Source organism: Aeromonas sp. RU39B (assembly GCF_900156095.1).
GTDB lineage: Bacteria > Pseudomonadota > Gammaproteobacteria > Enterobacterales > Aeromonadaceae > Aeromonas.
This window is the reverse complement of record NZ_FTMJ01000016.1, coordinates 101,633-113,899: the sequence shown is the minus strand read 5'-3', so window position 1 is coordinate 113,899 and position 12,267 is coordinate 101,633. Positions and strand designations below refer to the sequence as shown.

12 protein-coding genes are annotated in these 12,267 nt (G+C 60.1%); 2 read left to right on the top strand and 10 right to left on the bottom strand.

Going from position 1 to position 12,267, the window contains the following annotated elements:
- Positions 1 to 128: 128 nt before the first annotated feature.
- Genes gshA through BW958_RS18320 form a run of 4 tightly spaced genes read right to left on the bottom strand, consistent with a single transcriptional unit; the run spans position 129 to position 6,026 of the window.
- Positions 129 to 1,721, bottom strand: a complete 1,593-nt coding sequence (gene gshA / locus BW958_RS18335; RefSeq protein ID WP_076577349.1) for a glutamate--cysteine ligase — start codon at positions 1,719 to 1,721, stop codon at positions 129 to 131.
- Between the two features lie 48 nt (positions 1,722 to 1,769).
- A complete protein-coding gene (locus BW958_RS18330; RefSeq protein WP_372630082.1) occupies positions 1,770 to 4,607 on the bottom strand; it encodes a M16 family metallopeptidase in 2,838 nt (945 codons plus the stop codon).
- A gap of 23 nt (positions 4,608 to 4,630) precedes the next feature.
- Positions 4,631 to 5,080 (bottom strand): YqaA family protein, encoded by a 450-nt coding sequence (locus tag BW958_RS18325; protein WP_076577348.1) that lies wholly within the window; start codon positions 5,078 to 5,080, stop codon positions 4,631 to 4,633.
- Entirely contained in the window at positions 5,073 to 6,026 is a 954-nt protein-coding gene (locus BW958_RS18320; protein WP_076577347.1) for an NADP-dependent oxidoreductase, read from the bottom strand. The genes BW958_RS18325 and BW958_RS18320 overlap by 8 nt, the downstream gene beginning before the upstream one ends.
- Positions 6,027 to 6,082: 56 nt before the next feature.
- Here BW958_RS18320 and BW958_RS20570 point away from each other — a divergent pair, with 56 nt between their 5' ends.
- Together BW958_RS20570 and fos are read left to right on the top strand one after the other, a co-directional pair.
- Complete coding sequence (locus BW958_RS20570) at positions 6,083 to 6,250, top strand: hypothetical protein (RefSeq protein ID WP_179078880.1); 168 nt, start codon at positions 6,083 to 6,085, stop codon at positions 6,248 to 6,250.
- Between the two features lie 13 nt (positions 6,251 to 6,263).
- Entirely contained in the window at positions 6,264 to 6,662 is a 399-nt protein-coding gene (gene fos / locus BW958_RS18315) for a fosfomycin resistance glutathione transferase (RefSeq protein ID WP_076577346.1), read from the top strand.
- A 13-nt stretch (positions 6,663 to 6,675) separates the two neighbouring features.
- Here fos and BW958_RS18310 read toward each other — a convergent pair whose 3' ends face one another.
- The 6 genes from BW958_RS18310 to BW958_RS18285 form a co-directional block, all read right to left on the bottom strand.
- A complete protein-coding gene (locus BW958_RS18310) occupies positions 6,676 to 8,229 on the bottom strand; it encodes a methyl-accepting chemotaxis protein (RefSeq protein WP_076577345.1) in 1,554 nt (517 codons plus the stop codon).
- Between the two features lie 241 nt (positions 8,230 to 8,470).
- Positions 8,471 to 8,899 (bottom strand): hypothetical protein, encoded by a 429-nt coding sequence (locus BW958_RS18305; RefSeq protein ID WP_076577344.1) that lies wholly within the window; start codon positions 8,897 to 8,899, stop codon positions 8,471 to 8,473.
- A 152-nt stretch (positions 8,900 to 9,051) separates the two neighbouring features.
- Positions 9,052 to 10,500: a metalloprotease TldD gene (gene tldD, locus BW958_RS18300; protein WP_083687399.1), complete on the bottom strand. Its 1,449-nt coding sequence runs from the start codon at positions 10,498 to 10,500 to the stop codon at positions 9,052 to 9,054.
- A gap of 17 nt (positions 10,501 to 10,517) precedes the next feature.
- On the bottom strand, positions 10,518 to 11,339 hold the full coding sequence (locus tag BW958_RS18295; protein WP_076577343.1) for a carbon-nitrogen hydrolase family protein: 822 nt from the start codon (positions 11,337 to 11,339) through the stop codon (positions 10,518 to 10,520).
- A gap of 19 nt (positions 11,340 to 11,358) precedes the next feature.
- Complete coding sequence (locus tag BW958_RS18290) at positions 11,359 to 11,943, bottom strand: nucleotidyltransferase domain-containing protein (RefSeq protein WP_256702071.1); 585 nt, start codon at positions 11,941 to 11,943, stop codon at positions 11,359 to 11,361.
- The gene (locus tag BW958_RS18285) at positions 11,943 to 12,263 is read right to left on the bottom strand and encodes a Dabb family protein (RefSeq protein ID WP_076577341.1); all 321 of its coding nucleotides are present in this window, start codon (positions 12,261 to 12,263) and stop codon (positions 11,943 to 11,945) included. The genes BW958_RS18290 and BW958_RS18285 overlap by 1 nt, the downstream gene beginning before the upstream one ends.
- Between the last annotated feature and the right edge of the window lie 4 nt (positions 12,264 to 12,267).

Below are 12,267 nucleotides of genomic sequence, written 5' to 3'. Positions count from 1 at the left end.
GTCTTGAACTACAGTCAACTTGAAACTTTCGTCATACCTAGCCATGAAAATACCCCAAAGGTTGGATTTGCGTCCAACTTTTGGGGTGCAGTTCAACATCGCGGGGCTTTTGTTATGGTGAGGTGCCGTCAGGCGGGCTGGGTCTGCCCGAAGTAATCGGCCAGAAACTCATCAAAGCTCAGGGTGTCACTGCGCTCAATGTCACGCTGCTTGAGCAGGGAGTCGCGCGCTTCACCGGCGAAATACTCCTCATCCCAATACTCCAGCGCACTGCCACGCAGCTCGTCGCGATAACGGGCGGCCAGCTCGCGGCCAAAGCTGCTGTTGTCACGGTTATTTTCCCGCAGCTCGCGCAGCACCCGTGCCGACAGGGTCAGCTCCGGATCGTCGAGACGCTGGCGCAGGGAAGTGAGCGTCGCCATATAACGGCTGCGGCCGTTACTGCGATCAAGCAGTGCAGCAACCTTGGCCAGCTCGTCAAACAGGGCATGCCCGTACTCGTGCAGGCTGATTGGGCCAGCTTCGTTCTCCAACATCAGGCCGGGGCGACGACCTTCCAGCACCACCTTGGTCTGGTTGCGACGATTGCGCTCAATGGAGGCATCGTCGAGCAGGGCGGATGGGCGCAGCAGGCACCACACCAGGAAGATGTCAAAGAAGCGGATCTGATCGGCATCGACCCCGATCGGGCTGAACGGGTTGATGTCCACGGTGCGCAGTTCGATGTACTGAATACCGCGGCGCGCCAGCGCATCGGAAGGCTTCTCACCGGTGCGCGGCGGCTGTTTGGGCCGAATTGGCGCATAGAGCTCGTTTTCCAGCTGCAGCACGTTGTCATTGAGCTGGCGATAGTCGCCATTGACCTTCACACCGATGCGGGAGAAACCGGCATCGTGGGTGCGAATGGCTTTGCGCAGGCTATCCACATAGGCCGGCAAGCTGTCGTGGCTGATCTTGAGACCGGCCTGGGCATTGTTGGTGTAACCCAGATCCGACAGGCGCAGTGAGGTGGCATACGGCAGATAGAGAGTGCCCTTACCGAGTTTTTCAAACGGCAATGTGCTTGCACGCCCCTTGAGGAACGAGCTGCAGATGGCCGGTGAAGCGCCAAACAGATAGGGAACCAGCCAGCCGAAGCGGTAGACGTTGCGAATCAGCCCCATGTACTTCTCGGAGATAAAACGCTGGCTGCAACAATCCTTGCAGGCTAGGGCCTGCCATTCACACCAGAAACTCTCCGGCATCGAGAAGTTGAAATGCACACCGGCGATCACCTGCATCAGGCTGCCATAACGGCTCTTCAAGCCCTGCCGGTAGAGGGTCTTCATGCGGCCAATGTTGGAGCTGCCATATTGGGCCAGCCGGATATCATCCTGATCACCGACGAAGCAGGGCATGGAGAGCGGCCACAGCCGCTCTTCACCCAGTTCACGCACGGCAATGCGATGAATGTCCGCCAACTGCTCGAGCAGGGTATCGATTGAATCTGTCGCCGGAGTGATGAACTCCAGCAGCGGCTCGGCATAGTCGGTGGTAATGCTGGTATGGGTCAGGGCAGCACCAAGGGCGCGCGGATGATCCTGTTGCGACAGGGTGCCATCGGGCTGGATCCGCAGGGTTTCACGCTCGATGCCACGACGCATTCCCTTGAGGGCAGGCAGGCGTTCCGGTGTATTCAGGGCGGCCAGCAGTTCGTCCAGGGAGAGAGTCTGGGTGGTCATAATCACGGCTCATTCCGGGCTCCCCCCAGAGGAGGGAGCCGGTGGTTGTTATAAGCTGTCCGAAGAGAGCGACAGCGGATAGACAGGAAGATGTAGTTCTTTCAGCGGTTTTTCAAGTTTACTGCGATCTCCGACCACTACGATCACCATCTTCGCAGGATCCAGCCACTCATTGGCCAGTGCCTTGAGATCCTTGGCCGACACGTCGGTGATGATCTTGCCCTGCTGGTTCACCACATCGGGATCGAGCCCGTAAACCACCAGTTGCAGCAAGAAACCAGCCTTCTGATCCAGTGTTTCATAAGAGAGCGCATCCTGCTGGGTCACGGCGCTGCGCAGGTAGGTCATCTCGTTAGCACTCGGTCCTTGTGAACGGTATTTTTTGAACTCCTGCATAATCTGGCGAATGGCATCGACCGTGGCATTGGCTCGCACATCGGCACCGACCGAGAAGAAACCGGCGTCCCGATTGGCCTGGAAGCCCGAGCTGATCCCGTAGGTATAACCCTTGTCCTCGCGCAGGTTCAGGTTGAGGCGGCTGTTGAAATTGCCTCCCAGATTAAAGTTCATCAAACCGCTACGGAAGTAATCGCCGGTAGCGTCATAGGGCATGGCGCGCCGACCGATGCGGATCACCGACTGCGGCGCACCCGGCTTGTCCAGCAGATAGATACCCGGTTTGGCCTGTTTGCTCTTCGGTTTGAGGTTGCCGAACTTGGCCGCCTCGCCCTGCCACTGGGTCAGGAAACCGAGTTGCTGCTCGATGCTCTTCTGGTCCACATCACCGGCGACCACCACCTTGGCATTGGCCGGGTTGTAGGTTTGCTGCCAGAAGGCTTTCACATCGGCCAGGGTCAGCTTCTGCACATCGGCCAAGGTGCCGTCTCCGGGCAAGCCCAGGCGGGACGCTTTGCCGTAAATCAGCTCACGGAAGGCTTGTCCGGCCATGCTGGAGGGCTGCTGACGATTTTGCTGGATGATCTGCAGGATTTGCTCGCGGGTGCGGGCAAAGTCCTCTTCACGCATGCCCGGTTCGAACAATAGTTCACGCACCAGCGCGAGCGTCTGTGGCAGCTTGTCGGTGAGACTGCTGACAGAGATGAGGTTGCTGTACTGGCCGTTGGAGAAGCTGATGTTCGAGCCCAGTTTCTCCAGCTCGTCACTCAACTGCGCTTCACTCAGGCGGCGGCTCCCCTGCTCCATCATCATGGCGGTCAGGTTGGCCAGCCCCAGCTGCCCTTCCCCTTCAGCACGCAGCCCGCCCGGCAGGGCGATGGTGATGGAGACTGCCGGAATCTCGCTGCTGTGAGTACCGGTGATCTCGATGCCCTTGTCGAGGCGGCCATGCCAGATGGTCGGCACGTTAATCTTGACCGCCGGACCAGCCTTGGGCTGCACCGAGCGATCAAAGCTGTCTTTCACCACCCGCAGCGGCAGCGACTCACCGTGCTTGCTGTAATCGGGCAGTTGGCGAGCAGCCGGCGTGAAGTTGGGCACGCTCGCCTGCCATTCGCTCTTGCCGCGCGGCACCACGCTCAGCACCACAGCCGGTTTGCCGGCCACGTACTTCTCATAGGCCTCTTTCACCTGCTGCGCTGTCACCTTGGAGACTGCATCAAGGTTTTTCAGCATGTAGTCAGGGTCATTAGCCAGTACCTGGCCAAGCGAGAGCTGGTTGACCTTGCCCTCGACACTGCCCATGCGCCATACCACGCCGGCGCGGTATTTGCTGATCGCCTTGGCCACATCTTCAGGCTGCAATCCGCGCTGGGCAAACTGGGCCACCACCTTGTCCACGTCGGCTTTTAGCTGCTTGAGACTGCCGTTGGTCGCCGGATTGGGGTAGGCATAAATGCTCAGGGTGCACGCCAGTTCGGCGCAGGAGTGTGACGCCCCCGCATCGACCGCCTTGCCGCTTTTGACCAGCGCCTGATAGAGCATGGAGCTGGCCGAACCGCCCAGCACATCGCCGAGGATATCGAGCGCCGGCTCGGCGGCATCGTTAAAGGAGACGGTCGGATAGGTGATGTAGAGCAGCGGCAGGTGAACCTTGTCCTCCAGCGTCACATAGCGGGTCTCCGGCAGGGTGACCGGCTGCGGCGCCGGTTTGCTCACCTCGGGGCCGCGCGGGATCGGGCCGAAGAATTTCTCAATCCAGGCCAGCGCCTGGCTCACATCAAAGTCGCCACCGAGCGTCAGGGTCGCGTTGTTGGGGCCATACCAGCGCAGGAAGAACTGCTTGAGATCGTTCACATCGACCCGATCGAGATCCTGCACATAGCCGATGGGCTGCCAGGAGTAGGGATGAGTGCGCGGATAGAGCGTCTCGCCAAGCTTCTCACCAACCAGACCATAGGGCTGGTTATCCACTCGCTGGGCCCGCTCGTTTTTGACCGTAGCGCGCTGAATTTCAAACTTTTTCTGGCTCACCGCATCGAGCAAAAAGCCCATGCGATCGGCCTCCAGCCACAGCACCTTCTCCAGCTGGTTAGCCGGCACGGTTTCGTAATAGACGGTGCGATCCTGGCTGGTGGCGCCATTCATACTGCCACCGGCCTCGTTGATGATGCGCATGTGCTCCTGATCGCCCACATGCTTGGAGCCTTGGAACATCATGTGTTCAAAGAAGTGTGCGAAACCGGATTTACCCACCGTCTCACGCGCCGAGCCGACGTGATAGGTCACATCGAGGTGCACCAAGGGATCGGAGTGATCGGGAGTCAGGATGATGGTCAGGCCATTATCCAGCCGATACATCTGGTAAGGGATAGTCAGCTTTCCCTGACCGGCTTGTTGTTCGCCAACCAGAGTCGGCGCCGCCAGCGCCGGTGCGCCCAGCAGCAGCGAGCACACCGCAACGGTGACAAAAGAGAGAGTGCGATTCACGATTACCTCGCAGAAGAGACGATTTAGAGAAGGCGTAAGGTCAGCCAGGCAATCACGCCGTAGCGGGCCAGCTTGCCCACCGCGATAAGAAGAGATGCTCGCAGTGGCGCCATCTTGAGCCATCCGGCCAACAGGCACAAGGCATCCCCCACCAAAGGAGTCCAAGCCAGTAACAGCGCCCAGTGACCATGACGCTCCAGCCAGCGCAGGGCGGTCTGCTCGCCCCGTCCGGCTTTGCGCAGCGGCTGCTTTCGATTCGCCGCCCACCAGCCCAGCCAGAAGGTGGTCATAGAGCCCAGCGTATTACCCAATGTGGCCCAAAACAGCAGAGAGGCAGTGGACCAGGCTTGCTGGGCCACCATGGCGCCGAGTAGCACTTCGGAGCCTCCTGGCAGCAGGGTGGAAGAGACAAAGGCGCTGGCAAACAGTGCCAGCGGTCCCTGCCCACCCAGCCAGAGCGCCAGATCAGGCATGGGTATTCATGCGCAGCAGCAATTTGCCGCGAGTGTGGCCACTTTCAATCGCCTGATGGGCCAGCGCCCCTTCGGCCAGATCAAACACACCGGCAATCTGGATGCGGGCCTCACCCATTTCGAGCAAAGTCACCATCTGTGCCAGCTGCTTCTGATCCGGATGCACCAGCATGCCGCGCACCTCAAGGCCGCGCTCGGCGCCGGCTGTCTTGATCTGCTCGGCAGTGATGGTCGGCACCGTAATCAGACGCCCTCCCGCTGCGACACAGTCAAGTGCCTTGCGGCCATTTTCACCGCCCACCAGATCCAGCACCAGATCCACCTTGCCAACCAGCGCTGGCCAATTCGCGTCGTGGTAATCGACCACCCGCTTCGCGCCAAGGCTGCCGACAAAGCCATGGTTATCGGGGCCAGCCAGTGCAACCACTTCGGCGCCCCAGGCGCAGGCCCACTGCACTGCCAGGTGACCGACGCCACCGGCTGCCGCCAGGATCAGCACTCGCTGCCCTTTGCGCAGCTCGCCATGCTCGAACAGCCCTTGCCAGGCGGTCAGTCCGGCCAGCGGCAAGGCCGCCGCCACGTCCAGATCCACCTTGGCAAGGCGCACCAGCTCGCTGGCCGCGACCACCACCGATTCGCCATAGGCGCCGCCGGTCAGCGGGAAGCCCACCATGCCGCAAACCCGATCACCGACGTTCAATTGCTCTACATCGGGACCGAGCGCCTCGACCACGCCAGCCACGTCATAGCCCGGAGTCCAGGGCAGGCGATCCTTGTTTTGCGCAGCGGCCCAGCCCAAACCGGCCCGGGTTTTGGCATCGATGGGATTGACGCCGGCAAAGTGCACGCGCACCCGAACCTGCCCCTTGGCAGGAACAGTGTCGGGTACAGCAGCCAGTTGCAGGACGGAAGGGGAGCCAAAGGCGGTGATCTGCAGTTGATTCATTGTTACAGTCCATGTCGTGTGACACACAGACCTGACAGCATATCAGCGAGGAGCACATGGCTCGACTGTTTCTTCTCCCCCTGCTACTGGCCATTGGCTGGACGCTGTTTCTGATCTGGCAGAGGATTCCGCTCAAGCAGGGATTGACGGGGTATTACTGGATTATCGGGGGCGGCAGTGCCCTGGCCGGGTTTCTCACCCTGATGATGTGGCTGACCCATTAAGGGAGGCAACGCGATGTTAACCGGACTGAATCATATTACGCTGGCGACCGGCGATCTGGACCGCAGTCTGCTCTTTTACCGGGATCTGCTCGGCTTTACCGCCCATGTACGCTGGCTGGGCGGTGCCTATTTAAGCTTGGGCGAGCTGTGGCTCTGTCTCTCCTGTGACCAGAGCCTGCCAGCGCGCGACTACAGCCATGTGGCCTTCTCTGTTAGCGAAGAGGCGTTTGCCCCCTTCTGCGCCACACTGCGCGCGGCCGGCGTCAGGGAGTGGAAACAAAATCGCAGCGAGGGGCAGTCGCTCTATCTGCTCGACCCCGACGGCCATCAGCTGGAGATCCACGTCGGCTCGCTGCAAAGCCGTCTGGATACCCTGCGTCAACAGCCGTATCAGGGGCTGCAGTGGCTATAAGCCACCCCCATCTCTAAAGCGTAAACTGCCCCAGTTTTGCCAACAGGTCAGCACTTTGGCTGCGCATGCGGCTGGCCATCTCTTCGGCCGCCCGGCTATGCTCGACCACCTCCCGTGACAAGTTCTGCATGCTGGCCACATGCAGGTTCATGCCGCTGGTCACCTGGCTTTGCTGCTGCGCCGCCGTCGCCACCTGAGCATTCATCTCGTTAATGGTATGCATCTGCCCGGTCAGGGCCGTCAGCATGGTCTCGATGGTGGCGGTGGCCTGATTGGCCTGCTCGGCGCTCTGCCGGTTATGGGCTATCGAACCGTGCACTTCGGCGGTCGATTGCTGCAGCGCCTCAACCATGCGTTCGATTTCGTGGGTGGAGTCCTGAGTACGCTGCGCCAGGGTTCGCACCTCGTCAGCCACCACCGCAAAGCCGCGACCGTGCTCGCCGGCACGTGCCGCTTCGATAGCCGCATTGAGTGCCAGCAGATTGGTCTGCCCGGCAATCTCGCGGATCACCGTCACCACAGACCCGATCTGGCTGCTGTGCTCGTTAAGCGTCATCACCCGTACTGAGGTCTGATTCATCTCCTCGCCAATCTGGTGAATGGCGCGGGCATTCTCCTGCACAGTCCGGCTACTCCCTTCGGCCGCCTGACTGGCCTGATCGCTCGCCTGCAACGTCTGCCCGGCACTGTGGGAGACCGCCTCGGCCGAAGCCGAAATTTGCACCAGTGCAGCGGCAATCTGCTCTACCTCGCCCAACTGGCCACTGGCATTGCGCTGGGTCTGCTCGGCTTGAGCGCACAGCTGCGCCGATGAAGTGCTGACCTGATGCCCGATGCCAATCAGCTCATGAATCAGGGTGCTCAAGGTTGCCATGGTGCGGTTGAAGGCCCGTGCCAGCGCACCAATCTCATCTTGCCGTGAGTCCGGCAGGCGCCGCGTCAAATCGCCACCGCCACCGGCTATGCTGCCCAGCAGGGCGGCCACCTGATTGATGGGCCGCACCACCAGACCACGCACACACCAGAACACCATAACCGAGACCAGCAGCAACACGGTCAGCAGCACACCCACCAGAATCACCAGCAGGTGATTGCGCTGGGCAAGAGTGCCTGATGGGTCAAAGTCGAGGTGTAGATAACCTATCACCGCCCCATTCTCCTGCTTGAGCGCCACCTTCTTTTCAATGACGCCACCTGCGGCAGGTCGCTCGTGTTCGGCCAGCATCTTGTCATTCTGATCGCTAATCACCATGCGGGTCACTGACGGCAGGCCGGTCACTGCGTTGGCAAGATCGGTCATCTGGGCAAAATCAAAGGTGAGCACCGGTTGACGTGCCACCACCTCGACAAAGGCAGCCACCCGCTCGGCGTCATCACGAAAGGCGCTGTCGAGGTAGCGATTGACCATCACAGCTGAAATACATCCACCCCCAACCAGCCCCACCAGACCGGTGAGCAGCAGCCAGAGCAGCAATTTGACATTGAGGGAACGGAAACGGCGGGGAGCCGGTTTGTGAAGCGGTGTTGCCATGCCCGGAACGGGCAGCGAGGCGATATGGCTGTTCATCCTTCATGACTCATGCTGACGTCGGAAGCCGTCATCCTAGTCACCAAGCATGACAGTTTTGTGGCAACGCAATAGTCAGATAAATCAGCAGTAACAATATCTGCGACAGGTTATGCCAATATTGATTATTAAAATGGCATAAAGAGCCAATCAAAACCCAGCCAAATCAGCTTCATATGTAACCACCTCATCAACAAAAAAGGAGCCGTTATGGCTCCTTTTGGATGGGGACTGCTGAGCATTAGGCGCTCAGAGCAGCGATATCCACCTTCTTGACGGTGTCGCCGTCGAACTTGATGACCACGCCTTTCTTAGCCAGATCGGTGTCTTTGAAGGCATCCTTGGCGATCTGCTCCAGCGTCGGCTGTGCGGTTTTGATGGCGTTCAGATCGTAGGTCCACACCTCGAGACCCGCTTCGGTGGCCTGCTTGGTCGGCTTGCCAAACTTGCTCTCAACGGCCTGCTTGTTGGATTGCCCTTCCTTGATGCCCAGTGCACTCTTGAGCGCCAGGTCGGAGGCGCTGTTCATGGCGCTCTCTTTGGCACTGCCAGCGGCTTGCTTGACGCTGGAGGTGACATTGTCGGTCACCGACTGGGTCACCGAGTCGAGCAGACCAGCGTTGGCCATCAGGGGGAGCCCGAACAGAGCAATCAGTACTGCTTTTTTCATTGTTATCTATCCCGTGTATTGAAAAGCGGGCTTACCTTAACCACCGAGGCCACAAACATCAACCCGTGTTTTTTCTTGTAAATTAGTGAGTTAAACATCAAAAAAAGACCCCGGCACAAGCCGGGGTCGCGTGGTTCGTTCTTGATAAGGCGTTATTGAGTGCCGCCCACGGTCAGCTGGTCGAGCTTGAGCGTAGGCTGGCCAACACCAACCGGCACGCTCTGCCCCTCTTTGCCACACACTCCGACGCCGCGGTCGATCTGCAGGTCGTTACCGACCATGGAGACCTGGCTCATCGCCTCGGGACCGTTGCCAATCAGGGTCGCCCCCTTGATGGGGGCGGTGATGCGGCCATCCTCGATGAGGTAAGCCTCAGAGGCTGAGAACACAAACTTGCCGGAGGTGATATCCACCTGACCACCACCGAAGTTGGGGGCATAGATACCCCGTTTGACCGAGGCAATAATCTCCTGCGGATCGCTCTCGCCGGCCAGCATGTAGGTATTGGTCATACGCGGCATCGGCAGGCTGGCGTAGGATTCACGCCGGCCGTTGCCGGTCAGCGGCACCCCCATCAGACGGGCATTCTGCTTGTCTTGCAGATAGCCTTTGAGAATGCCGTTTTCAATCAGCACGTTGTAACCACCGGGCGTCCCTTCGTCATCGATGGTGACCGAGCCGCGCCGACCGGCCAGGGTGCCGTCATCGACGATGGTGCACAGGCTCGAGGCAACCCGCTCGCCGATGCGACCGGCATAGGCCGAAGAGCCCTTGCGGTTAAAATCCCCTTCCAGACCGTGACCGACCGCCTCGTGCAGCAGCACGCCGGGCCAACCAGCCCCGAGCACCACCGGCATGGTACCGGCCGGGGCATCGATCGCCTCGAGGTTGACCAGCGCCTGACGCACCGCCTCGCGCACATACCCCAGGGCGCGGCTCTCGTCCCCTTCCAGCTCAAGGAACCAGTCGTAACCAAAGCGGCCACCGCCGCCTGCACTGCCACGCTCGCGACGTCCGCCACGCTCGGCCAGCACCGTTACCGACAGGCGCACCAGTGGGCGCACATCAGCCGCCAGGGTGCCGTCGGTGGCGGCCACCAGCACCTCTTCATACACGCCGCTGATCGACGCCATCACCTGGGTAATAGCCGGGTCAAGGCTACGGGCAAAGCGATCCATCTGCTCAAGCAGAGCGATCTTCTGCTGTTTACCGAGGCTTTCGAGTGGGTCGCTGGCCGGATAGAGCAAACCAGTCTCGGTGCGTTGCCAGGCCTGAACTCGCCCTTCACCACCACTGGCGGCAATACCACGGGCGGCGATCACCGATTGTTGCAGCGCCGCCAGACTCAGCTCGTCGGAGTAGGCAAACCCGCTCTTCTCACCGCTGACGGCACGCACCCCCACCCCTTGGTCGATGTTGTAGCTGCCATCCTTGACGATGCCATCTTCCAACATCCACGACTCATGCCAGCTGCGCTGGAAATAGAGATCGCCAAAATCGATGCGGTGGTTCATCAGGCTGCCGAGCAGTCCTTCCAACCGACCGGTATCCAGATCATGGGGGGCCAGCAGGGACGCACTAACCTGTTCAAGTAGACTCAATGCTCTCTCCATCGCCATCACTCGGCGTTCAGATTCATCAGGCGGGCATGCTGCAAAACCGGCATGCGCGCCGCAAGCTGGGTGGCATGCTGCGGATCGAAGGGGGCCATCACCACGGCCGGGCCCGACTCCTGACACGCCACCACCCGACCCCAGGGGTCGATAATCATGCTGTGACCGTAGGTTTCCCGGCCCGTTTCATGGTCTCCCCCCTGCCCAGCGGCCACCACCCAGCACTGGTTCTCAATGGCGCGTGCCCGCAGCAAAGGCTCCCAGTGCGCCGCGCCAGTGGCCCGGGTAAAGGCTGCCGGCACGAGCAGGACTTTGGCGCCATGCGCCACTAGGGTGCGATACAGCTCGGGGAAACGCAGATCATAACAGATGGAGAGCCCCAGCGCGCCGAAGGGGGAATCCACCACCACCGGTTGCTCGCCGGCGGTGAAGGTCTCCGACTCCCGATAGCGGCCATGACTGTCGGCTACATCCACATCAAACAGATGCAGCTTGTGATACAGACCGCAGCACTTCCCGTCGGGGTTAAACACCAGAGAGCTGGTGTGGATTCGGCTCTCGCCGTCGATGCGGGTCGGCATGGCGCCGGCCACCAGCCAGATGCCATAGTGACGGGCCCACTCGGCCAGCTGATGCTGGATTGGCCCATCACCTGGCACTTCAGCACCATCGAGATAACCTTGCCGCTCACCAAACAGGGCGAAATTTTCCGGCAGCAGTGCCAACAGCGGTCGCTCGGCGGGCAACTGCGCCAGCAAGTTGGCAATCTGATCGCGATTCTCGGGCCAGCGGCGCCCGGAGATCAGCTGTAGTGCGGCTAGCCACATAACTTGCTCCTTGTCCCTGTTAATCAGGATCCACAATATCCGGATCTTGCTCCATGCAGGCCAACAGTTTACGCAGATGGTGCCTGACCAGTGCGCGCTGACCTCGTTGAGCCCATTTGAGACAGTCAAACAACTCCCAAACCAGACCGTTACCCTCCCCCATGTACGCGGGGAAATCCCAATGGCTGGGCGCCGGACCTTCTACCTCCAGCACAGACAAGATATTGCTTTTATCAAAAAGGGGAAGATAAGGCTTGGCAAGTGGGAAATCGGCTGTGCGATCAGCAATATGGATTTCAATACTGGTCATATCCAGAAAGATATAACGCCAATACGAGGCGACCTCTGAATGCCGCCCTTGCCAACAATGAAAAACCGCCCGCTCACCCACAATGGCCCGTACCAGTTCTTCCCCCTCGGCATGAAAACCCGGCTCGGCCAGCAGCAAGACGTCGACATCCGATACTCGGTCTGCTTTTCCCTTGGCAAGCGATCCAACCACAACGCCAGCCGCTATGGCGGGATGCTTGTTCCCATATTCCGCAACAGTTTGCAACAGAGCACGTTGCAGCGGTGGCACAGCGGCCCAGCGAGAATCGCTCATCAGCTCACCCCAACCTCTCCGGATTTCAGGGTGTAATCAAAGACGATGGCGCGCGCCATCACCGGGCGAAATACGGCCTTGAGGGCATCATGCTCGGGATGGGGCAGGTAGCGCTGACGGGCGGCCTCGTCGGCGAAGGTCATCAATACGCTATGGGTGTACCCATCGTGGCGCCCTTCCGGACTGTCCCCCACGCCCCACTCCACCGCAATGACCCCTTCCACCCGTTTGGGCATGGAGAGGAACTCCTGGCGCACCGCGTCAATGTGAGAGGCACTAGTATCCGGTTTGAACTCGATAAGCAGTATATGGCGAATCATCATC